A 24835-nucleotide genomic window follows, 5' to 3' on the forward strand; every position below is an offset into this window, starting at 1 on the left:
CGGCACTTCGTGCCACCTTCCCCCGTAGGGGGAAGACTTGGTAGATTAGCCTGCCCGCGGTATAGCTGACGTAAATTTGCAGTTCTCGGACGAGGAAGATGATTTGCAAAAAAATAAAAAGGATGCATGCTGATTGCCTCGAGCAACGCGAGAGTCAGCATACATCCTTTTTATTTTTTTACGCAAATCACTCCGCAGACGAAAACGCAAATTTACGTCACCTATACCGCGGGCGGGCCATTCTATCAAGCCTCGTCTATGGCTTTTCCGATGTCGTGGCGCATGTACTTGTTATCGAAGTTAACCCACTCGGTTGCTTCGTAGGCTTTCTTTCTGGCCTCGGCAAGAGTGTCTCCCTTAGCGGTTATGCCGAGAACTCGTCCGCCGTTTGTCACAATTTTGCTGTTCTCATCGAACTTCGTTCCGGCATGGAAGCAGTAGTAACCATCCTTGCCCTTGAAGTTCTCAAGGCCTGTGATCTCCTTACCCTTCTCATAGCTTACAGGGTAGCCGTCAGATGCAAGAACCACGCAAACTGCTGCCTTGTCCTCAAACTTAAGATCAAGCTGATCGAGAGTTCCATCGATAACTGCCTCGCAAACCTCAATCATATCAGTCTCTAATCTCGGCAGCACAACCTGAGCCTCGGGATCACCGAATCTTGCGTTGTACTCGAGAACCTTGGGGCCGTCCTCGGTGAGCATAAGTCCGAAGAAAATAACTCCCTTGAACTCTCTGCCCTCTTCTCTCATGGCATCAACAGTTTTCTGGTAGATGTGTTCCTTGCAGAACTTATCAACCTCCTCCGTATAGAAGGGGCTGGGTGAAAAGTTGCCCATTCCGCCTGTGTTAAGACCTGTGTCGCCATCTCCTGCCCTCTTGTGATCCTGAGCAGAACTCATAAGTTTGATTGTCTTACCGTCAACAAATGAAAGGACTGAAACCTCACGTCCTGTCATGAATTCCTCAATAACCATACGGTTTCCGGCATCACCGAACTTCTTGGTCTCCATGATCTCGCGAACACCGGCCTCTGCATCCTCTTTTGTCTCACAGATGAGAACGCCCTTTCCGAGTGCAAGACCGTCAGCCTTAAGTACGATGGGGAACTTTGCGCTCTGTAAATACTCAAGCGCTTTTTCCGGATCATCAAAAGTCTCGTAAGCAGCTGTGGGGATGTCATATTTCTTCATAAGGTCCTTGGAAAAAGCTTTGCTTCCTTCAAGAATTGCTGCATTTTTCCTGGGTCCGAATACTCTGAGGCCCTCTGCCTCGAAAGCATCAACGATTCCGCCAACAAGCGGATCGTCCATTCCTACTATAGTAAGGTCGATCTGCATGTTCTTGGCAAATCTTACAAGTTTGTCGAACTCCATGGGTGAAATGGAAACACACTCAGCAAGTTCTGCGATTCCGGCATTACCGGGTGCACAGTAGAGTTTATCAAGGTGTTTACTTCTTGAAACTGCTTCAGCTATAGCGTGCTCACGGCCGCCTCCGCCAACTATTAATACATTCATATTCTCCTCCTATAACCCTCATCCGGCACTTCGTGCCACCTTCCCCCAAAGGGGGAAGGCTACTATATTGTATCCGGGTCGTAACCTTCTATAACAACCTTACCGTCAACCACCTTCACCTTACCGTTCGCAATAAGGTCGATAGCTTTGGGTAGAATCTTCCATTCTGCCTGCTCCATTATGCGCTGCTGCAAAGTTTTCGCTGTATCGTCAGGTCTTATCATGACAGGTTTCTGCAGGATGATCGGGCCTGTGTCGGTACCTTCGTCAACAAAGTGAACCGTTGCTCCTGAAACCCTGACGCCGCGCTCGAGCGCTTTTTCATGAACCTTCAGACCGTAGAAACCGGTTCCGCAAAATGACGGAATGAGCGAAGGATGGATGTTGATTATCCTGCCGCTAAATGCCTTGACGATCTTCTCGGGTATCACCACAAGGCAGCCCGCAAGAACGATAAGATCAGGATTCTCTGAAATCAGAAGATTGTAAAAAGCTTCATTAAAAGCATCTCTGTTCTCAAATTCCTTCGGAACAAGAACCTCGGTTTTTATTCCGTGCTTTGCTGCTCTCTCGAGAGCGTAGGCATTTCGGTTATTTGAGAAAACCATGCCAATTTTAGTATTTGTAATCTTGCCGCTCTCCACAGCATCAATTATCGCCTGAAGATTGGTTCCGCCGCCGGAAACAAGGACTGCAATGTTTAGCATATCTCCACTCCCTTGTCGCCTGCTTCTACAGATCCAACGATCCATGCCTTCTCGCCTGAAGCCTTGATTGCCTCAAGGGTCTTGTCAGCATCTGCAGGATCTACAGCGATAACCATTCCAAGTCCGCAGTTGAAGGTATTGAACATCATCTTCTCCTCAAGATTGCCTGTCTTCTGCATAAGCTTGAAGATAGCGGGAACCTCGTAGCTGTCCTTCTTCACTACTGCCTTGCAGCCATCGGGAAGCATTCTCGGGATGTTTTCATAAAAACCGCCGCCTGTGATGTGGCTGCAGCCCTTAACCTTAACGCCTGCATTTTTAATGCTCTTGAGCATCTTCACATAAATCTTGGTAGGTGCAAGAAGCGCCTCGCCGAGTGTACATCCGAGCTCATCGTAGTACTTCTCAAGGCTCTCCTTAGTCATGTCAAATACTTTTCTTACAAGTGAAAAGCCGTTGGAATGAACGCCACTTGAAGCTACGCCGATAAGTGTATCGCCGGCTTTAATGGTGCTACCGTCGATCATGTCCTCTCTGTCTACAACGCCAACTGCAAAACCTGCCACGTCATACTCATCCTCGGGCATAAGTCCCGGATGCTCAGCTGTCTCACCGCCTATTAGTGCACACTCAGACTGCTTGCAGCCCTCAGCAACACCCTTAACGATTGCTGCGATTTTCTCCGGATAGTTCTTGCCGCAAGCGATGTAATCAAGGAAGAACAGCGGCTCACCACCCGCGCAGATAACATCATTTACACACATTGCAACAGCATCGATTCCGATGGTGTCGTGCTTATCAAGAAGAAATGCAAGTTTTATCTTTGTTCCAACTCCGTCGGTTCCGGATAAGAGTACCGGATCCTTCATATTCTTAATGTTTGCAAGGGAAAAGGCTCCTGAAAAGCCACCAAGGCCGCCAAGGACTTCGGGTCTCATGGTCTCCTTTACATAGCCCTTAATCATCTCAACAGACTTGTAGCCTGCTTCGATATCGACACCTGCGTTTTTGTAGTTAAGCTCTGACATGTTTTCCTCCGTATATATTAATAGTTCTGGTATCCAACCTCCTGAAGGTGTGCGTCCTTTGCGACAACCGCTTCCTTCAGGCCTTTTGAATAGTCCTTAAGTTTTCCCAAAAGCTCTGCATCACTTGTTGCAAGAATCTTCGCAGCAAGAAGACCGGCATTTACACCGCCATTAATAGCCACAGTAGCAACCGGAATGCCTGAAGGCATCTGTACAATACTGTAGAGCGAATCTCTTCCGCCTAATGAAGTTGTATGCATGGGAATTCCGATAACAGGCATAGGAAAAATTGCGGCGCACATACCAGGAAGATGTGCTGCCATTCCTGCTCCGGCAATGATGACTTTAAAACCTTTATCTTCTGCGCTCTTCGCATATTCGAAGAACTCTTCGGGCTCACGATGTGCTGAAATAATATTCATCTCATACGAGATTCCCAGCTCATCAAGCACCCCTGCTGCCTTGGCCATGACCGGCATATCCGAGTCAGAGCCCATAACGATCCCAACTTGTGCCATATCTCTCCTCCAAATAAAATGGTACAAAAAATTAAAAACGTAACCACGGAAATCCTACCATAAGATGTACTGTATAATCAACTATGAGAATGCGCTAAACTTTCCGTTTTTAAAATGGTTTTCTTGAGCTTTTTTTCCAATAAACGATAGCTCCCCAAATGCTCAAGAAAAGATTTCTCGTCTCCGTCTTCTATATCCCTCTCCATTGATAGAGCAAGCTCTGCAAGCTGCACTGCTCCGATCAGCCTTGCGGCGTCCTTGGCAGCGCGCACACCGGGCAGAAGTACCGACACTTCCTGAAAGGTGAGCATCTTTTCAGCCCAGTCGAAGGTGCTGTTCTTTGAATACTCGTATAAAACCTCCGTATAAAAAGAAAAGTCGTTCAAAAAATACTGCATCGGCCCTTCGATATCTATACCTTTTATTTTCTTTGAAAATTTCCTCCATTCATCCTTTTCGCCATCGCATCCGATGATGCCGTATTTCATAAAAATGGCTCTGACATCCTTAGAAGGTATCGGTTTTTTCAGGTACTCGGAAAAACCGGCTTCCTTATAAATATCTCCGTCAGCTGCGGAATCGTTTGCGGTTACCATGACTACAGGCGTGGAGGGACACAGCTTTTCCTTCTTAATAATCGCCATGGCCTCAAGTCCATCCATCACCGGCATTAGATGATCCATGAAAATAAGGTCAAAGGTTTCGCGGCGCACCAAATCGACCGCTTCCTTTCCATTGGAAGCAGTCATCGAATCCACTCCAAACATTCCTACGATTTCTGCAAGGAGCTCAGCATTCATTTCGGCGTCATCAACAATCAAAACCTTAGCCATTATTTCTGGTTTCTCCAAGCATGTACAAAAGTCCGAAGGCCGCACTTCCATGGATAGCTGCCATGGATGCGGATTCTTTCTGAACAATTATCTCTTCAAAGGACATTATATTGTTTACCCATTTCTTGATCTCCTCAATCTCCGCGGATGAAAGATCGCTATGGGTTATAAACAGTCTTCTTCTGTCAATAGGTGCAAACTTGGTCAGCTGATCCTCAATGTAGGCTTTGCGGCATTTTGTCACAGAGCCCATCATCATTCTTCCCAGGCTGCCTCTGCCGTCACGGAAGAGAACCGCCGGCTTAAGCATAAAGAGTCTGCTGAAACCTCCGACTTTTCTTTTGATTCTTCCCATCCTGATAAGGTAATCGATATTGTCGATAAGGAAGCTGGTGTGTATACGTTTCTTTATAATATTAAGCTGCTCTACGCAATCCTGAACGCTTTTCCCCTCCCTGGCAAGACGTATTGCCTCAAACACAAGAAGTCCTATACCACTGGATAGACTCTCGGAATCAATCACAGTGACCTTATCAAAAGAAGCTGCAGCCTCTTTTGCCACATGATATGCTCCACCGGCTTTTCCCGACATACTGATATGGATGATATTCTCAGCATCCGAAAGATGCGAAGCAAAGAAATCCTCATACTCCTGAATAGACGGAACATCCACAAAGAGCTTATCTGCTCCGCCCTCTTTCATGTACTTCAAGACGCCATCGGTCTCAGCCTCAACTCCGTCAAGGAACAGTCCGTTCTGCGTCCTGATATAGAGCGGAATAATAGGAATTCTGAGCTCAGATATCATTTCTTTAGGTATATCAACAGCACTTTCTGTCGTTATCAAAATCGGAAGCTTCTCTCTGGTTGAAAGGAGCTTTTGATCCTCCGGATCAATATAAGTGGGAGTTATCCTGTGAACCTTATCTCCCGGAAGCACGCGAAGCAGTGTATTTTCAAGCATTTCTCCGGAGATCGGTTTTAGCAGGTAGCCGTCAAAGCCCGCTGCTCTGTACATCGCCTGATCATCGGCCGACGAATGCGCTGTCAGAACAATGACAGGCGTCTCTCTGTTCAGACCACCAATCTGAGAGCGTATCTGGCGAAGACTCTCCACTCCGTCCATCTCGGGCATCTCGATATCCATAAAAATACAATCATATTCTGCATCATTACATCTTGAAAGACATTCTGCGCCGCTCTCTGCCTGGTCGATAACCATTTTGGTATCCTTCAGGAGTTTGACGGTGACGATTCTGTTCATCATGTTGTCATCGACAACAAGAATCCTGCAGGCGGGAGCCTCGAAGCTCTGTCTGTAGAACTGCCCCATTTCGCGCTTTTTAAGAGTTTCTAGCGCCATCTCACCTATGGGCTCATCCCTAACAATTTCCTGTGGAATCGATACGGTAAAGGTCGAACCCTTTGTATAGATACTGTTGACCTGTATCTCACCGTTCATCTGCTCCGTCAGCTGTTTTACAATCGCAAGGCCAAGTCCCGTACCTGAAATGCCCTTGGTCTGCTCGACATTTATTCTCTTGAACTCATCAAACAGATATGGCATGTTATCTCTCTTGATACCCATACCTGTATCTTCTACTGAAAAGATGATAGATATCTGCTTGTTCTGAAGCGGTTTCCATTTTACGGAAATCTTAACGCTTCCTTCATTCGTAAACTTGATGGCATTGCTAAGGAGATTGATAAGAATCTGCTCTATTCTCATGTCATCTCCGATAAGTTTTCTGGGGATTGTCTTGTCCACGTCAACGTAAAGGGCAAGCCCTTTTCTCGAAGCGCTCTCCCATACCATATTGACTGTCTCGGACAACATTCCGGCAAGGTCATATTCCGCAGGAACAATCTCCATTTTTCCGGATTCAAGCTTATTCATATCCAGAACGTCATTTATAAGAGATAGCATGAGTCTGCTGGCGCTCTTGATATTCTCGGCGTTCTCCGCTATCTCATCGTTGTTTGCACTTCTAAGGATCAGCTCATTGAATCCAAGAATTGAATCTATGGGCGTTCTGAGCTCGTGGCTGACATTCGAAAAGAATTTGTTCCTTGTCTGGGACAGTTCTTCGATTTCCTTCTTCTGCTGCTGGATAAGATCATTTTCCGATTGGTAAACCTGATTCTGGAAAAGAACTATTATCGTAATCAGGAAACTCACAAGCACAACACTTGCAAAGGAATCAAGGTGCGCCATCTCCAGCGTATGCTGCGCCACCTTTTCGGGAAATGTGTAAGCGATATAGTAGGAGATACCGGTCATGATCGCACCGACTACAAGAAGGACATATTTTCTTCTGCCTTCAACCGTAATTCCTATATATGCAAAGCCGAATACGAACCATATCGGGGATCCACCATAGATTCCGCCTCCGTATATGAATGCTGCCGGAAGCATTATAACCACAAGCACCACAGCTATTATGGTAGCTCCGGTCTGCACTCTGCGCTTTTTTTTGGAAATGACAACTATTGCTATAAATGCTATAAGGCAAAGCGAAATAATGAATGTGTTTTTTATGTCATCCTCAACAAAGATGCCTATAAAAATAAGGAGGAACATGGAAAACAGACCGATCACCGGAATAACCGTGAATAGTCTCTCTTGAAGTGTCTTGTTATGATCACTTGCAGCTTTGAACAAGCGCTTTAAAATCATGATGCATTACCTCCGTAAACACGAATAATATCGTCTTTTACAGCGCCTATCTGTCGTTTTAAATCCTCGTGGTTTGCAATAATATATGCCTCCCACTTATCCTTTGCAGCCCTCTCAATCTCTCCCGCTTTTCTGGAAAGATCGTCTGCGCCGATTATTCTTGAAGACAACTTAAGTCCCGAGAGCTTTATACTGTAATTCTCCCAGTCTCTCGCGTCATAGAGTTCCTGCGCCTCACCGGCAATCGCGTCTGCTTCCCTGGCAAATTCAAGCAGTACTTCCTCATAAAAATCGCTGCTTCCGCGGCAGATTCTTACACCCTGTTCGGTATTTAAAGTAACAAGTTCACTGCTTCTGCTAATGCCTGATCCGCCCTCTGCCTGTACCACTTCCTCATCATCTCTCTCAACGGTGACATACTCCCACATCGTTGAAGGAAGCAGCTTTTTAAGGATTCTCTCAAGCTCCGATATCTCAATGGGCTTTGCAAGAAATTCATCAAACCCCTCCTTCATGAACATTTCTCTGACGCCACTCACGGCATTTGCGGTAAACGCAATAATTGCGGTGTGATCGTCGGGGCCAAGGTTATGTCTTATCATCTTCATAGCCTCAACGCCGTCAACTTCGGGCATCATATGATCCATAAAAATGACATCATAGCTCTTTTTCTCACACAGATGTACAGCTTCCATTCCGCTTAGCACAACATCCGCGTCCATTCCGTACCCGGCGAGAATTCCCTTCGCAACAAGCAGGTTCATCTCCTCATCATCAACAACCAGCGCATTTACGCCGTTGAATACAAGCTTCTTTCCACTGGTCTCGGGATCGAATTCCCAAACGGTCATCTTTCTGTTAACAGCATTTACAATTGAATGGCTGAAAATAGGCTTTCTGATAAAGGTAACCTTGCTGCCGGCAGGTATTCTGTAACCTCCCGAAACTGACACAATAACCGAAACGTCAGACTTCATATTTTCATAGAAATCCTTGTTCTCCTGATATTCTTCCTCTGCTATGAGGACATGAGTTATCTGATTTGCGGCGCACAGCTTCTTAAGCTCCTCAAATTCGGAAGCTCTGTGAATCGGAACCGACAAGCCTTTAAGAGTATGCATTATCATCGTGTTGTAGTACTCTCTGACTGCAGGGCTCTTATACTTATCGTTTCTAAGATAGCAGGCAAGCTCGAGTTTTTCGGGATGATCAAGGATAACGCTGGGCTTATCGTCCACAACCTTCTGGGGTATACTTACAGTCACCCTGGTGCCCTTTTTCACCTCGCTCTCAAGTCTCACGAAGCCGCCCATCTGCTTTACAAATCCGAACACGATTGAAAGACCGAGTCCAATACCCTCAGCCCTTCTGCTTCGTCCGGAATCTATCTGATACATTCCCTCTATAACTCGAAGTCTCTCATCATCCGTCATTCCGATACCTGTGTCCGTAACTTCGATACACAGATTAGCTCCGTACTCCTTTTTTCTTGCAAAAAGATGTAAATTTACGCAGCCGTTTTTATCAGTAAATTTCGCCGCATTTACCATGAGATGTCTTATGATTCTCTTTATTCTGCCAGCGTCTCCAATCATTCTCGCAGGGAGATTAACATCCATATCAATGACTATCTCACAGGTTCCGCTTCTGAAGGTTCGAAACTCTGTCGCTATGTCGTTAACTATGGAGGAAATACGGTACTCCTCTTCGGAGAGAAGGAGCGAGCCCGTATCTATCTCGGTGTAGTCCAGGATGTCCTCAATCCTTGAAAACAGTCTTTTACCTGCACTCTGAATTGCATTTAAATCGGCCTTCTTTTTTTCTTCCTTCTCATCTTCGAGCATAAGACCTGACAGACCGGTAACAACGTTTATGGGCGTTCTCAGTTCGTGTGAAATGTTCGCCATGAAGTCCTCGGACTTCTGCTTCATGTCATTTAGTTCCAACTCAAGGTCATCGGCCATTTTCTTGGAAATCGAGAACATTTCACAGATGTATCCGCCCACCCTGTCAGCCAGAATAACCGACAGGATATCCAGAATCAGTATCGAAACAGACAGGTCACTGAAATTCTCCATACCGGTCGCCATGAGAATCATGTGATAGGCAAAGAGCATTACATACATCATGAATAAAATCCTGAGCGCAGGCTTTTCCTCGGTAAGTGAGAACAAAAGCATCGCCAGAACTATTATTAGTGTGGAATTATAAAATTCGGAAATATGGGAACCATAAAAGAATGTAGATAGTGCCACGAAACCGGCAAAAACATATATCCTGAACTTATACTCGAACTGTCCGGACACATAAAGACTCCAGCAGATGACAGTTCCGATAAAGATAATCGGAACTGCCCAAAACTCCCATTTATTTAGTACTGATACCAAAGCGAGGCCAACAGAATACAAGCTATAGCAAAGCAGTATTACGATCTGTATACTCTTGCGTATTTCCTCATTCCGCTTGTTTCTGTCCATAAACTGCACCTCACAATACAGAAAAGTACAACAGCAACCCTACCCATATGAGCGACAGCACATTGAGTATTATCCCCAGATTCGGAAAAAGCTTGAATATATCCCTCTCCATCCTCGACATAATGCCAAGAACCAGACCTGCAATTGAATAAACCAGACAAAACATCACGGCCACCGCGTATTTTGCTTCTGCCTGCCCACCATTCCTGTAGCTTAGAATGACGGCATACACGATTGTGGCTACGGAAATCAGCCCCAGTGCAGCTGAAAGGACTCCTTTTTCAGGATGCTTCTTGTCGGTGAACACGTACCTGCCGCGCCCAAACGACGGAAGCTTAATATTAAGTTTTCGCCTCTTTTTTCTCTCCTCCATATATCAGTTAGCCGGCAGATACCCCTGCTGCGCCATACTCCTTGTAATACTCATCGATGGCCTTCTTAATCTCTTTGTTTATAATAACCTCGCCATCAAAATTCTTGCCATAGAGGTGTTCAACCACTTCTGACATTGAAACGATCGCACCGGCCTCAAATCCATATCTGTCTGTTATCTCCTCAAGTGCGCTCTTGTCGGAATCCTGTCCCTTCTCCTGTCTGTTGAGAGAAACCATCATTCCGACTATATCAACCTCTGCCTGCTCTCTTATGATCGGAACTGTCTCCTCGATGGACTTACCTGATGTGGTAACATCCTCGATGATCATAACTCTGTCCCCGTCTCTGAGTTTGGTTCCGAGAAGAATTCCCTTATCGCCGTGGTCCTTGATCTCCTTGCGGTTTGAACAGTATCTTATCTCTCTTCCGTAGAGCTCGCTTATGGCGATAGTTGTTGCAACCGTAAGCGGAATTCCCTTATAAGCAGGTCCGAATAATACATCAAATTCAAGACCGAAATTGTCATGTATTGCTCTTGCATAATACTCGCCGAGCTTCTTGAGCTGAGCTCCTGTAACATAAGCACCGGCGTTCATGAAAAACGGAGACTTGCGTCCGCTTTTTAATGTGAACTCTCCAAACTTAAGAACGTTGCTGTCCACCATAAATTCAATAAATTCTTCCTTATACCTCTCCATTTTGAGCATACTCCTTTTATTGTATTGCTATGTGCATTGTATCACATTGAAATAAGCATAAACAATTAACTAAATATTAAAGATTTGTAACGATAAAATGCGTATTTTTCTTTTATTTATTGAGTGCGCAGGTCATTACTTTAATGCGTTCTGTATGTCTTCCTTCATGTCGAGAACGGCTTTTCTAGCTGCCTCTCCTACGGCTTCTTTTGCGGGATCGCCGTATTTCTCGTTTTTCCATGCAGCGATAATTCCTCTGGAGGAATTTACGATTGCTCCGAGGCCGTCCTTATCAAAGAAGTGAACAAGATCTGAGCCCTTTCCGCCCTGTGCTCCATAGCCCGGAACAAGGATGAAAGCGTGAGGCATGATGTCGCGAAGAACCTTGCCCATCTCGGGATAAGTAGCACCTACAACGGCGCCGACGTTACTGTAGCTACCATCCATAGAATCCTGTCCCCACTTTTCAACAAGCTCTCCGACTGTCTCGTAGAGGGGCTTGCCGTCCGCTATTTTATCCTGAAGCTCACCGCTTGAGGGGTTTGAAGTTTTTACAAGTACGAAGATTCCCTTGTCAAACTCGTTGCAGACGTTGATGAAGGGCTTAACGCCGTCTGATCCAAGGTAAGGATTAACCGTTGCAAAATCAGCATCGAATCCTTTGATGAGAGTATCTCCCACTTTGGATGCTCCGAGGTGTGAGAGCGCGTAGGATTCTGAGGTTGAGCCTATATCGCCGCGCTTTACATCAGCTATAACAAGGAGTCCCTTTTCATGACAGTAATCAATTGTCTTCTTATAGGCGATGAGTCCGGGAAGTCCGAACTGCTCATACATTGCAACCTGCGGTTTTACGGCCGGAACCAGATCGCAGATGCTATCAACTATCTCTTTATTGAATTCAAAGAAGCTGTCAGCTATCGCCTCCGCTGTGTATCCTTTTTCATTAAGAGCCTTGTCCAAAATTCTCTTCGGAATGAAGTCAGTCTTGGGATCAAGTCCTACAACAATTGGTGCCTCAGTCTTTTTGATACCGTCAATTAAGTTTTTGATCATGGGAACTCTCCTTGTGAATAATCTTGTAGATTGCGTTTTTATCTCTCGACAGTATACATGATTTTGGGAGATAAGTTAAGTATCCGGTATGATGTATTTACCGTTAATGGCGCTCGTCTGTGTTCTCAAACCGCTCACAGAATCTTGCTGAAAACGCAGGTGCTTCATTCCCCATAGTGAGGTGGGTGATATCACCGATTCTCAGGGTTCTGAAAATGGCTATCCCTTTTTCGCGCTCCTCTGTAACAATCTCTGTTACGGAAGTCGGCGCCATCGCAAGAAACTGCATGGTGACAAAGGGTGACACTCCCCACAAATGTGACAACATAATTGAAGTGATTCCGAAATGGCAGAAAAATCCAATAACCTTGTCATTGTTTTCCCTAACCTTGTAAACGCTGCCATCGCGCTCGTATCCATAGTCTGAAAGAAACTTATCAAAGCTGTCTATGACATAATCATAAATCTGTGGCATGTCAGTACTCTTTACGAATTCGGAATCTCTCCACGCTTTCGCATCAAACAATTCAGGATGATTCATATAATATGAAGGAATGATGTCCCAGACTATGCGCTTATCATACTCTCCTGTGGCTTCATTTATATGAAGTTCATTTGGAAAGGCAAGTCTTGTTTCTTCATCCGCCTTATTTGCATCAAACAGCGCCGGGAATTCCTTGAGCCAATCTAAAACCGCAGCCTCTTTCCCTAATTCCTTAAGTGAATACTCCGCGGTCTGCCTCGCTCTTCCAAGCGGCGACACATATACATCATCCAAGTGAAAGGACTTAATCTGCGCAGCCAGAAGCTCTGCCTCAACCTTTCCTTTTTCTGTAAGTCCGTCTATCTGATAGTCCGGATCACCATGTCTGAAAAATAAAATTCTCATCTTTTTCTTCCAATCTATTTTGCTGTTTATTTCTTCTTGAAAATCAAGTGATTAAAGAAGGCAATCTTTTTATATTCTTCCTTCTTGCCTGCTTCCGTTTCCAGGTCAAGCATAGCCTCATACCACTCATCTGTAAACTTGATGTCGTTATTGGAGGACAGTCCAAAGAAGGTTCGCACACCAAACATAGCTGTAAGTTCTGCTTTGTCTGCAATTGATGCTGTAAGCGTTTCGTTGTTGTAGACATTCCGGGTTCCGAATGCGCAGTTCTCACTGCCTTCCTGCGTTAACAATTCAAGGGCTGCCTTCGGATTATCATTCAGTACTGCGTACATCATAACTCTGCCGGGATCATTATGTTTTACTACAGACAGCATTCCACCTTTTTTCAGAATCCTGACAAGCTGCTGCAACAAGGCCTCTCTATCATCCACATATTCGAGAACGTTGTGGCAGATAACAACATCGTAGCTGTTATCTTCAAGTGTTTCCAGGTACTCCGCTCCCTGTGGAACCAGGGTGTAATCATTGTCTGAAAAGCGAAGGCTGTACATTTCTTCACTTGGCTCAACCGCAGTCACTTCATGGCTTTTTGCATAGTGGCCTGCGGTTATGCAAAAACCTGCACCGAAATCGAGTATCTTTAATTTTTTATCACTCGGAATATTCAGTTGTCTGTATATCAAATCGTAGAACATCTTTCCCCAGGGCTGCTCTACTGTTTTTCTGTAATTGTCGATTGCTGCTGACATTTTTCTCCTCCATAGTATTCTATCTTAAGCCATGTCTTGCAAGCCGCATGTTGTTGAATTTTTTTAGATGTGCTTATCGTCCCCGTTTTTTTATTAAAACGTCGACAACCTCTTCTCCTTGGGCACATAATAAGGGCTGTCCGGATCAACATCATAGGTCTCGTAAAACTCATCAAACTGGCCAACAATATAATTTATGCGTTCCTTATAAGGAAGGTGTGTATCCTTCACCGCCTCCTTTAAGCCGTCCTGTGTGTAGTAGCAGGCATTTTCTCTTGCGTAGGCTTTGAAAAATGCGTCATAATCAGGATTATCTCTTTCCCCGAGAATTCTGAGGCAGCATTCCATTCCCATTAAGTCAGCGAAGGCTTCCTGGCAAACCAGTTTCCCGTCAAGCTTTATGCCATCTCCGACTTCCATCCCGTCGAAAAATTCTTCAATTTTCTTAGTCCGATTCGAATACTCCTCGTATTCTTCTTCAGACATCCAGGGATCATTATAGCCCTCATAGTCATAGTTACTGCCTTTGGGGTCATACGCATGAGATAACTCGTGTGCCAGCGTAACTCCCAGATATGCAAGTTTTTCCTCATATGATGCATCGGTAACATCTTCCAGATAACCATCCCCAACAATAATGCTGTTATTATAGGCATTGTAAAATGCATTGACCTGTATAAATGAGCCTGTGAACAATTCCTTATCTGTTTTATCTGTTAAAAGCTGCTTATCTCGAAAGTCATTCAAACTTGTTTTTAGCGCAATGTAGTTTTCCAATGGATTCTCAGTGAGTTCCACTTCGGACAAATCGTCAGTGTGACCATTTTCACCAATGTACTCCTTAAGATAAAAAATCTTGTGATTCGCCTGCTCCTTACCATGCACAGAAAGCCAGTCTGTATCAGCTATCATGCTCCGCATTGTTGCTTTTTCATCTTCTATTATCTCTTTTACGTCATCAATAGTCTTGTCACTAATATATTTATCTTTGAATGTTTTTTCGATTGTGTAACCACCCGCCTGAAACATGGCATATCTAAGGCACTCGTCAAAATCAGGTTTCTCCGCGTACGGATAAAATGCAAAGCTGGTCTCGCCACCGTCTTCTTTATCAAGTCTGGAAAGTGTCACTGCCGCGCAGGCGATCATCTGATCTCTGATTTTCGGAATATTCTCATCTGTATAATAATCATCCAGAAAGCTCAGGTAGTCCAAACTAGAATAGAAGCTTTTATCTCTTCCTAGTGCTTCCTGATTACTTAAGATATCAAGAATCGGGAACTGAACGTTTTTCTCTTCAAGCGTTTTTCTTCCAATGAATCCCCAAAGTGTATCCTCAGACAAACCGTCATGATAGTCGACAATCATCTTATCCATCTCATCAGCATTACTGATGATTTCTTTCGCTCTGTCTTCCGAAAAGCCAAGGTTAATCAGGTAATTTTGCGCCACAGATTTTTGTTCATCTGTCATTCTCCCGTTACCTATGATTGTCTGCGGATCAATGTCATTTGTTATATCACCTCTCACAAAATCAACTCTTCTTGACATTCCGAGATTATAACGTCCCCAGTATTTATCTGTGAAAAGCGAGTATAAATCGTCACGGGTGCACACAGCGTCAATCAGGTCAAGTTTACTCTTTATCTCCTTTTTGGCATCCGTTCCTTCCCACTTTGCATCCAGAATCTGATTGTAAACATAGAGCACTTTGTAAATGTCACTGCCCTGTGGAAGTGATGAAATATCTGTTTCAAATATTTCCTCCATCCTATCGTCAAGCACCTCTGACCTCTCAGTGACGACAGAATAGTAACTGTATCCGTTTTCATTGAGTTTGGCTTTGGTTTCTTCTTTCCACTGAGCGTTTACCAAGTCATCGAAATCGTAAACGGATTCTCTTTCTATGATTTCTTCAGAAGGGGTTGTTTCCTTTTCACTTTCTATGATTTCTTCCGGCTGAGTAGCCTTATTTGAAACAGATGCTGCGCATCCGGTAACTTGCGCGGCAATAGATATACTTAAAGCAGCCGTCACTAAACAGGCTACCACCCTTTTAGTGCGACAATTAGTCATTCTTTTCATACCGTTTCCTCCTTAATTTGTTCCCCCAGGCAATTATAGCAATATTGGCGGAATCTCTCAAATTGGAGACGGGGCTGTTTAAACGTGGAGCCGACTATAGCTCCACTTTAGGCACTTAAAAATCCAGCCTCACAACAAATCTGATTCCGGACGTCTGATTTGTTGTTCCGAATATATCTCCATACAACAAATATAACTACATCTATCTGATTTATTGTGTCTCATATTTTTGCAAACAACAAATCAGTTTTCATCTGTTTGGTTTGTTGTGTCTAGTTTTTTTCCAAACAACAAATCATGCTGTACTGCTTGGTTTTGTTGCATTGATATTTCGTTCAAACAACAAATCCATCAAATATCTCTTCATTTATTGTTTCTCAATTTTTCACATACAACAATTATGTCTGATATACTCTTATTTATTGTATCTTCAGGTTTTTCTCACAATAAATTCGTAATGAATTCTATCATTTGTTGTATCTATATTTTCTCGGAGATCATTCCCCTCCTAAGAATCCTGTCAATCCCCGTAGATCTCTGTTAATCTCCCGTAGATTTCTGTCAATCCCCGTAGATCCTCTGTAAAGCTCCTCATAAATCAAGTGTAAATAAATACGCTTAACCGTATTTTTCGCCGCTGAAATCACATATATTCATATTTATGCTTGACACTGTTATGTTTATGAGTAAAATATAATCTTGTTGTTCTTCGAGCGATTGGTATGCGTTCAGCATGCTATTTTCACAATACTTTTTACAAATTTGGACTCAAAATATATGGCCAGATAGTTTGAACTCCAAAACATGTAACCCCGCTACTGTGAATAATGAGGATAAAAACGAAAAGAATTGAGGACTAATTATATGCAAATAAACACAAATAATATTTACGATTTGATAATAGAAAGAGAAAAAAATCTAACACAAGAAATTGAAAAGCGAAAGAAACGTTTGAATAAATACCCTGAAGGTGATCTCAAAATCATCAGAAATCGTAATAGTTATCAATATTACAAGCGTAACAAAGGGGAGCCTAACGGTGAATATATTCACAAAGATAAACCCAAAACTATTCTTGAACTAGCCCAGAAAAGGTATGACGTAAAATACATCTCATCTGCCGAAAAAGAGTTAAAGCTTTTACACAGTTTTCTAAATCATTACAATTTCAACCCGGCCGGTATATCAGAATCATTCCCATGGGAAATCAAGGCAAAAATGGATATAGCCGAGATGACAGATGAGGAATATGCAATTTATTGGCAGAATATCGAATATAAACCCAAAGGAATAGACGAGGGTGTTCCCTTTCATATCACTGCCAGAGGCGAACAGGTAAGATCAAAGGCAGAAGAAATGATAGCAAATGCCTTGTTTGCCAGGTCCATTCCATACAAATATGAATACCCTGTAACGCTTTATAATGGAGAAATCAGACATCCTGATTTTACAATACTTAATACTCATACCAGAAAAGTTGTACTGCTTGAACATCTAGGCAAAGTTGATGACACGGATTATATTTCCTGGAATCTTAAGAAGCTTAGAGATTATGAAAAAACCGGAATCTATCTTGGTGAAGAACTACTCATCACAATGGAAACCCAGAAGATGCCTCTTACCACGCAAAACATTGAAGATTTTCTTGATAAGCACTTTGGAAAAAAGAAGTAATGCAACAAATCAAATGGTACTTCAACGGTTTGTTGTACAGGCAAAAATGCCAAACAACAAACCAGATGGATATCCCCGAATTTGTTGCACTTGCTATTTTCCGAAACAACAAATTGAATAGCAGCTCCTCTATTTGTTGTTTGCACCAAAATACCGAACAACAAACTTGAAAGATAAGCCTACATTTATTGCACCTGCGATTTTTCCAAACAACATAATAGACAGATACACCCATATTTGTTGTCCCAATAAAAAATCCAAGCGAATCCAAACAACAAATCAAAACAACAACGTCACTTTTGTTGTACCCACAAAACCTTAGCGCAACAAAGTACCAACAGCATAAACAGTACCCATAACAAAGTACCAAAAGCATAAACAGGCGGAGGCCACAGCCTCCGCCAGCAAAAGCTTGAACTATTTTTCGTAAGCTTGCACTATTTTTCATAAGTTTGCACTATTCTTCGTAATCAAAATCTCTATCTTTCTCTCAGCCATCACTGCTTCTCCGGACCGAAGAAGAATTCATCAATACTCTTTATGAGCTTCGCCTTAGGCATTGTCTTAAGCAGGTATTTTTCAGGGCGAAGGGCTGCCACGCTGACAACACTCTCCTTGTCGCTCTTGGAAGTAAGGAACATAACAGGAAGCGCCTTCAGATTTTCGCTTTTTCTGATCTCCTGAAGAACCTGTGGGCCGTCCATTTGCGGCATCATGTAGTCAAGAAGCACGAGATCAACCTCATTGCTCTGGAGGAAGTTCAACGCGATCTTTCCGGAGCTTGCCATGTAAACTCTGTACTTCACAGACAACCAGGTCTTGATCATTCTGAGCATTGTTCCATCGTCGTCCACAACAAGAATCTTCTTTTTCTGATCCTCGGATATCTCGTTGCTCTGAACAGCTGACATGAGCTGATCCGAGAGTTGCTGCACATCAAGAGGCCTGAGGAAAGTTTCAGTGACCTTTATATTGGACAGGAACTTGGAAGCATAATTCAGCTCGTCAGTGTTCCCGACCTCATAGAGGAAGAACCTCTCTCTGTCTATTGCTTCATCGAGATACTTCAGCGGTTCTATACCGTTTTTCTCCGGATTGGAAGTATCGATGTCTCCCAGGTAAAGCACATAAAGCTGTGGTTTATCCTCAACCGCTGTAAGTGCGGCCTTGGTAAACTCACAGTGAACTATCTCAAAGCCGTCTTTTTCAAGGCCTTTCGCGATAGCACTTACCATAAAACTTTTGGATGCTCCAATAAGAAGTACTCTTTTGTCCATATTTTCCCCTCATCCGTCAGCTTCGCTGACACCTTCCCCCAAGGGGGAAGGCTTTTATTTTTCCCTCTCCCCCAGGGGAGACGGCTTTTATTTTCTCCCTCCCCAAGGGGAAGGCTTTTATTTTTCCCTCCCCCCAGGGGAGACGGCTTTTATTTTCTCCCTCCCCAAGGGGAAGGTTCATAGTTCAATCATAAAATCTTCAAAAGTCCATCCCTATCAACAGCAGCGAGCAGCCGTTTGATTTCCTTGTAAGTCCCCTTGAAATCCTCCGGCATTCGATAGTCGTCCATCATGGAGACGACATCGTCAGCACTGTCAAAATAGCTGCCTTCCACAAATTCCTTGAGACTGCGAAGAGCTCCCTTTAATTCCTCCGGTTCTATCAGAGGTTTGTTCATGTCTTCCTCGGTTTCCGCGGTAGCTTCATCAATAAGCGGCTTCAGGAAATCGATGTACTCCCTGTAATTCGCCAAAAGCTCGGGAGTTCTTCTCTCTATCTCATCCTTGTCTTTCTTATTTCCGCACTGCTCCAGATAAGCGGCGAGGTTTGAAAGCTCGATAGCACCTATGACCCTGGCCGAACTCTTCAACCCGTGCACATAGGTCGTGTAATTATCCAAATCATCGAAGTGCCAGGCATCCTCGATGGATTTTGAGTTATTCTCTATAGCAAGAGCAAAGTTTGTGGCAACCTTCCTGAGTGCGGAGGGCCCACCGCAGTTCTTTGCACCGGTCTCGTAGTCTATGCCCTTGATATTGGTCATAATTCCGATGGCCTCAAGATCCTCCGCTCCTATCTCCTCAGCCTCTATCACGGAATTAAATTCTTCATCATCAGGTCTGATTATCAGTTCTTCAGGAAGAGCTTTCAATATCGCATCCTCAAGCCTTCCTGAATCAACAGGCTTCGGGATATACCCCGCAAAGCCTTCCTTCATATACATTTCCCTCGCGCCGCTTATTACGTTTGCAGTAAGCGCAAATACGGGAACATCCTTATTCAGGTTTTCATCCAGTTCCTTCATCGCCCTGTAGGTTTCGACACCGTCCATCTTGGGCATTCTGTGGTCCATGAAAATAATGTTGTACTTGTTCTCGCAGACCTTCTCAAGAGCCTCGAAACCACTCTCAGCAACGTCTACCTGAACCTGGGTCTGTTTTAATAAGCCCTGTATAACCGTAAGGTTTGCAAGTGTATCATCGACAACCAGGATCTTCGCCTCAGGTGCATGGAAGCTCTCGTGGTAGGTATCCTGTCCGAGCAGCGTCTCCTCGTAGGTCGCTGCAAAGTCACCGATAGGATTCCAGTTGAGCACCTTCTGTTTTATGGAAAAAGAGAACTCACTGCCTTTTCCGTATTCACTGCTGACAAGAAGTCTTGAATCCATGAGAGACAGGAGCTGCTTTACTATATTCATTCCAAGACCGGTTCCCTCGATGGTCCTGTTTCTGCTCTCTTCAATGCGCTCAAAGGGTGCAAAGAGCTTGTCCATATCCTCTTTGCGGATTCCGATTCCGGTATCCTTCACTCTGAATCTCAGAGATATGTTATCATCATCTATCTTGGTGTAATCGACACTTATGGTAACGCTGCCTTCATTTGTATATTTTACGGCATTGGTTATCACATTCATTGCACACTGTTTTATTCTGATCTCATCTCCGAAAAGTATGCAGGGAATATCGGTTGCAATGTTGGTCTTAAGCTCAAGATTTTTCCCCTGTACCCTCATGTGTGCGGTATTTACGAGATCGTTGATAAGCGAGCTGAGGTCGTACTCAACAGGTATTATCTCCGTCTTTCCGGCTTCAATTCTGGAAAAATCGAGAATATCATTTACAAGTCCGAGCAGCAGCTTACCCGAACTGTTTACATTCGAAGCATACTTTAGTATCTCAGCGTCCTTACTCTCCCTGAGTATCATCTCATTAAAGCCGAGCATAGCATTTATGGGCGTTCTGATCTCATGCGACATACTTGAAAGGAAATTGTTCTTCGCCTCATTCGCCATCTGCTGAGCACGCAGTTCATCAGCAAGTGACCGCTGCGCCTGAATCATCTTGATATAGCTGACCATGGTCTCTGCAGTCTTGGTGAAAGTCGAGTACATGTACTCAATCTCATCATCCGTGTGTATGTTCAAATTCTGCAGTCTTCGTAGGTTTTCGTCGAGTCCTTTCGCGCCAAGGTCATAGAAGGACTGCACGGAATCCGCAAGCATCATTATTGGCCTCGTTATTCGAAACTGCGCATACTGATTGGCAATAACCGCCATAGGAATAATGACTATAAGTATCAGAAGTATCAGCTTTGTATCAAAAATGAGAGTGTCATTATTGAGTGTTAGCCGCAGGTATCCTGTTTGCTTTACACTCTCTATCTGACTGACAACCTGCTCGAGATGGATTATGTTGGTCATTTTACTCCAGTCGATAGACTGCGAAATTTGATCAACCTGCTTAATAATACCGGACTCAAATGACTGCTTCATATTGGGAATAAGCGTATTGGCATATATTGCAGCCGCAATCCCCAGTGCTACCGCCTGTATTGAAATAATCAGGGATACCGATCTGCTGAGCTTTGACTTTCTGATATCAGCCATTTTTCTGGAAAGCTCATCCACATCACTTCTGTAATAAACTCCGCTGAAAAACAGCGCCTTTAATTTGTTGGAACCTTTTCCGAGAATCAGATACAAAATTGCCACAGTAATAAAAGCTTCCGGGAACTCATTCAGGAAAAACCAAATATTTCTGGTCGGCATAAACTCGATAAAGCGTCTCCCTGCCAGAATTCCAAGGCAGCCTCCCCACACGCTCCCGTAGAAGAACATGTAAAAAAGCATTGCCAATAAAGCTTTGCGCTTTTTTTCAAACATTCCGCTCATTGAAAAGTATTGAGTGGTTGCCGCACCCACAAGATAAATACCGGTAACAAAGGCGAGTTCCTTGTTGACTGCAGTTTTTACGCCAAACAGAATAAAGCATGAAAAAACAGCGGGAGTAACACCCTCAAGCCCCGCAAAAATAAGAAGCGGTGAAAATTTAAACAGGTACACGCTAAAGAACTGTAATCCCGAAAGCTCATCACCGTTATCAATATGCAAGTTGTTTTTAATTGTGATTACTGTTGCAAAAGCAAACAGAACTATCAGAACAATATGCCTGATATAAAAATTGCGGTCACGTTTACGCATAATTACAGTATCCTCTTAAGACGGTCACTGTTCGGAATATCTGACTGCTGTTCCCTTTCCTGCATTTTTCGCCATGCAAAGCGCCATGTCTGCCTTGCGGTACAGATCATGGTATCCTCTGCCCTGATCGGGATGAATGACATAGCCCGCAGAGACTGTGAACGTAATTTTGTCATCATGGTATCTTAAACTGAAAATGTTGTCACAAAGATCCACGATTCTGTCTTCTATGTTCACCGGCTGAATATTTTCAAGGAAAATCAGGAACTCATCCTGATCTATATGGCACACAATGCCATCTCTTCCAAAGAAGTCATCCAGCCTTGCGGAAATTCTTCTCAAAACCTCATCGCCCGCAAAACTTCCAAACCTATCGTTTATATCTCTGAAATTATCCACATCGACCATTATCAGCACCGACTTCCCGCCGTGATGCCTGTAAAGCCTGTTTCTGATAAGCGGAACAGCGGTATGTCTGTTGTAAAGCCCGGTAAGTGAATCACGCTCGGCCATCTGTCTCACTAGATCCTTAGATCTCTTATACTCATCGATATCGAAAGACAGGAAATACGCAACGATGCTTCCCTCTTCCTCCATTATCTGATAGATGGTATGCGTCCATCTCGGAGCCATCTTTTTATCAACTATCCTGTGAAATTCAATCTCATCAAAATTAATTCCGCTGTGATAAGCAAGAATCAGTCTGTCCTTGCTGAAAAATTCCTCAACGTTTCTCTTTTCCTCGTCGATAACCGTATTCTCGACTATGTCATCTATCATCTCCTGGTAGGATTCCTGCCTGTGATATTCCTTGTCCAGTATCTTGCGCTTGCTGCTAAGGTGGAGTCTTACCAGCTTATCCTCAGACAGATTCGCAACTATGAAAAATGAATGCTTCTGGAACTGGGAATAGGAATTGTACTCAAGCAGCGACACAAACCCTCTTGCTGCCAGAGTGAGGTACACCGGGGACTGCGCCATAAACTGCTCATCCTCAATTGTTCCGATCCTGTCTATTTCATCCTCTTCGGGCTCCTCATTTTTGAGTTCAATAATATTCTTGTTGTGTGAGAGCGCACTCTCATCCTCTTCCATTGCGGTTTTTGAAGGCCTTTCGTTACTCTTGGCTTCATCGAGATAATCAATGCATTCGGATTTGGACATAGGTCTTCCGAAGAAATAGCCCTGAGCCTTTTCACAGCCGACTCTCTTTAGGAAATCCCATGCTTCCATGGTTTCCACACCCTCTGCAAGGGTCTGGATTCCTATCTCTTCTGCCATGTTGATGACATTTTCCCAGATAGCGGTCTCCTTTGGATTGGATCCAAAGTTCTGCAAAAACTTCATGTCGAATTTGAGGACGTCAAATTCATAGTCCTTAAGAAGATTCAGTGATGAATAGCCGCTTCCGAAGTCGTCCATCCAAACCTGGTAGCCACCTCTCCTGAATTTATCTATTGTTCCCTTCAGTACGTCCTGGTTGTCGTCAAGGGCACTCTCGGTAACCTCAATATGTATGAGGTTCTTGGGTATTTTATTTACGCTGACCGCATCGTTAACAACGCGGTACATATCCTTTTGATGAAAATCGGTGCGGGAAAGATTGATGGACACAGGCTGGGGTTTATAGCCATGATCCATGTATTCCCTGATATCCTCGCAGACCTGCCTTATCACATAGGCATCGAGCTTGTAGATAAGGTGTGCATCCTCGAGAATAGGTATGAAAACTCCGGGCATAAGGAATCCGTGTTTAGGATCCACCCATCGTGCGAGCGCTTCAAAACCGCATACTCTTCCCGAGATAACCCTTACCACGGGCTGATAGTAAACCTGAATATATCCGTTCAGAACCGCATCGCTTATATTGTGAATTATGTAATGTGCCAGATCGAGCTGGTTGCCCAGCTCTCTGTCATAGTATCTGTAGATATTGTCGTAATTGGCTTTTATACTGTTGCAGGCAATTCTCGCCTTGTCGCAGGCCATACTGATGTCCGTATCATCGGGTTCAAGCTCATAAATACCCGCATGGAGATCAACTCCCGCATCGGGATTGTAGCTTATAACTCTTCTTCGGAGGTCTTCAATTCTCGCCTCTATTCCAGAAAAATATGCAAGTGCAACGAAATGGTCATCGGAAAATCTTGCCACCATAAGTTCCGGAAAAATCTTCTCAATATGTTTTGCCAGATTCTGAAGAAAGCGGTCACCGGCCTCAAAGCCATAGCGCGAGTTGTAGCTCTTAAAATTCTGCACATCAAAATAGATGATGGCAAATTCCCGCTCGGTCTTCGCGCGGCCATCCATCAGATTCTGCGCATTTTTCCTGAAAGAATAAAGATTAGGAAGTCCGGTTAACTGATCAATCTCTTCGTTCTTTAGCATAATTTCCCCACTAAGGTATCATATTTGCTTCAGTGCATAGTACTGATTATTTTTATTTACTATTACAGGCGCATTGGCAAATGCCTCATCCCCGATATAGCACCTGTCCTTTTCTTCATCACAGGTAAATTTTCTTCCGTCAGGATCTTTTTCCATAACAGCTTCAAGTGCCTGCTCAAGTGTTTCGTCAGGCTTACACAGATAGATATTCATAGCATCCTCCCTTATACATCATTTTTATTCTACAACGAAAATTAAGCTTAAAGTGCGTTTTTATGTTTTTTTAAGAGTATTTAAAGTATTCCTTTACATTCCATGAAAAATAAAGCAAAATAGGAACGATTGCGATTTTTGATAGGAGCATTCCTGTAATTCAGAAATAACGCCAATTGAATAAAAAGAAACCTCTAAGTAAGATAAAGGTGTTCATCTTGGCGGATGAAAAAACATCTTATGCTAACCGGAGGTTTCTCAAAATGAATTTTACACAGAATGACAGACTTAAGCAAGTAACTGCAGATACACTGATTGTTGGGGTTGATGTTGGATCACAGACACATTTCTGTAGAGCGTTTGACTGGAGGGGATTTGAGCTATCCAGAAGAGTGTTTAAGTTTAGTAACGACCGAATGGGATTCCTTACATTCCTTCGATGGATTGAGGAACTCATGAATAAGACCG

At 43.7% G+C, this 24835-nt stretch carries 18 protein-coding genes and 1 pseudogene; 2 read left to right on the forward strand and 17 right to left on the reverse strand.

The window, feature by feature from the left end:
- Positions 1-245: 245 nt before the first annotated feature.
- The 13 genes from purD to G596_RS0117180 all read right to left on the reverse strand — a co-directional run bounded on the left by purD (position 246) and on the right by G596_RS0117180 (position 15615).
- The gene (purD, locus tag G596_RS0117120) at positions 246-1520 is read right to left on the reverse strand and encodes a phosphoribosylamine--glycine ligase (protein WP_022763046.1); all 1275 of its coding nucleotides are present in this window, start codon (positions 1518-1520) and stop codon (positions 246-248) included.
- Positions 1521-1582: 62 nt separating this feature from the next.
- Complete coding sequence (gene purN, locus G596_RS0117125) at positions 1583-2227, reverse strand: phosphoribosylglycinamide formyltransferase (RefSeq protein WP_022763047.1); 645 nt, start codon at positions 2225-2227, stop codon at positions 1583-1585.
- A complete protein-coding gene (gene purM / locus G596_RS0117130; RefSeq protein WP_022763048.1) occupies positions 2221-3255 on the reverse strand; it encodes a phosphoribosylformylglycinamidine cyclo-ligase in 1035 nt (344 codons plus the stop codon). Before purM ends, purN begins: the two co-directional genes overlap by 7 nt.
- A gap of 17 nt (positions 3256-3272) precedes the next feature.
- Positions 3273-3773: a 5-(carboxyamino)imidazole ribonucleotide mutase gene (gene purE / locus G596_RS0117135; protein ID WP_022763049.1), complete on the reverse strand. Its 501-nt coding sequence runs from the start codon at positions 3771-3773 to the stop codon at positions 3273-3275.
- 77 nt (positions 3774-3850) lie between these two features.
- Positions 3851-4606: a response regulator gene (locus G596_RS0117140; protein ID WP_022763050.1), complete on the reverse strand. Its 756-nt coding sequence runs from the start codon at positions 4604-4606 to the stop codon at positions 3851-3853.
- The gene (locus G596_RS22720) at positions 4599-7283 is read right to left on the reverse strand and encodes a DegV family protein (protein ID WP_022763051.1); all 2685 of its coding nucleotides are present in this window, start codon (positions 7281-7283) and stop codon (positions 4599-4601) included. Before G596_RS22720 ends, G596_RS0117140 begins: the two co-directional genes overlap by 8 nt.
- Positions 7280-9760, reverse strand: coding sequence for a hybrid sensor histidine kinase/response regulator (locus G596_RS0117150; protein ID WP_022763052.1), 2481 nt, complete (start codon positions 9758-9760; stop codon positions 7280-7282). The genes G596_RS22720 and G596_RS0117150 overlap by 4 nt, the downstream gene beginning before the upstream one ends.
- A gap of 10 nt (positions 9761-9770) precedes the next feature.
- The gene (locus G596_RS0117155; protein ID WP_022763053.1) at positions 9771-10133 is read right to left on the reverse strand and encodes a DUF6142 family protein; all 363 of its coding nucleotides are present in this window, start codon (positions 10131-10133) and stop codon (positions 9771-9773) included.
- A gap of 7 nt (positions 10134-10140) precedes the next feature.
- A complete protein-coding gene (gene pyrE / locus G596_RS0117160) occupies positions 10141-10833 on the reverse strand; it encodes an orotate phosphoribosyltransferase (protein ID WP_022763054.1) in 693 nt (230 codons plus the stop codon).
- 135 nt (positions 10834-10968) lie between these two features.
- The gene (pyrF, locus tag G596_RS0117165) at positions 10969-11889 is read right to left on the reverse strand and encodes an orotidine-5'-phosphate decarboxylase (protein WP_022763055.1); all 921 of its coding nucleotides are present in this window, start codon (positions 11887-11889) and stop codon (positions 10969-10971) included.
- Positions 11890-11992: 103 nt separating this feature from the next.
- Complete coding sequence (locus G596_RS0117170; protein ID WP_022763056.1) at positions 11993-12778, reverse strand: histidine phosphatase family protein; 786 nt, start codon at positions 12776-12778, stop codon at positions 11993-11995.
- A gap of 26 nt (positions 12779-12804) precedes the next feature.
- Positions 12805-13530, reverse strand: a complete 726-nt coding sequence (locus G596_RS0117175) for a class I SAM-dependent methyltransferase (RefSeq protein ID WP_022763057.1) — start codon at positions 13528-13530, stop codon at positions 12805-12807.
- 93 nt (positions 13531-13623) lie between these two features.
- On the reverse strand, positions 13624-15615 hold the full coding sequence (locus G596_RS0117180) for a M13-type metalloendopeptidase (protein WP_022763058.1): 1992 nt from the start codon (positions 15613-15615) through the stop codon (positions 13624-13626).
- 951 nt (positions 15616-16566) lie between these two features.
- Here G596_RS0117180 and G596_RS0117185 point away from each other — a divergent pair.
- Positions 16567-17289 (forward strand): hypothetical protein, encoded by a 723-nt coding sequence (locus G596_RS0117185; RefSeq protein ID WP_155829347.1) that lies wholly within the window; start codon positions 16567-16569, stop codon positions 17287-17289.
- A gap of 497 nt (positions 17290-17786) precedes the next feature.
- Here G596_RS0117185 and G596_RS0117190 read toward each other — a convergent pair whose 3' ends face one another.
- The 4 genes from G596_RS0117190 to G596_RS0117210 form a co-directional block, all read right to left on the reverse strand.
- Positions 17787-18566, reverse strand: coding sequence for a response regulator (locus G596_RS0117190; RefSeq protein ID WP_022763060.1), 780 nt, complete (start codon positions 18564-18566; stop codon positions 17787-17789).
- A gap of 188 nt (positions 18567-18754) precedes the next feature.
- The gene (locus G596_RS24110; RefSeq protein ID WP_022763062.1) at positions 18755-21766 is read right to left on the reverse strand and encodes an ATP-binding protein; all 3012 of its coding nucleotides are present in this window, start codon (positions 21764-21766) and stop codon (positions 18755-18757) included.
- A 24-nt stretch (positions 21767-21790) separates the two neighbouring features.
- Positions 21791-24154, reverse strand: a complete 2364-nt coding sequence (locus tag G596_RS24115) for an EAL domain-containing protein (protein WP_022763063.1) — start codon at positions 24152-24154, stop codon at positions 21791-21793.
- A gap of 18 nt (positions 24155-24172) precedes the next feature.
- Positions 24173-24367: a hypothetical protein gene (locus G596_RS0117210; RefSeq protein ID WP_022763064.1), complete on the reverse strand. Its 195-nt coding sequence runs from the start codon at positions 24365-24367 to the stop codon at positions 24173-24175.
- Between the two features lie 263 nt (positions 24368-24630).
- On the opposite strand from G596_RS0117210, the pseudogene G596_RS0117215 reads away from it, so the two are divergent.
- Positions 24631-24835: pseudogene (locus tag G596_RS0117215) on the forward strand (IS110 family transposase); the annotation flags it as partial.

The organism is Butyrivibrio sp. AD3002 (assembly GCF_000420905.1).
Classification (GTDB): Bacteria; Bacillota; Clostridia; order Lachnospirales; family Lachnospiraceae; genus Butyrivibrio.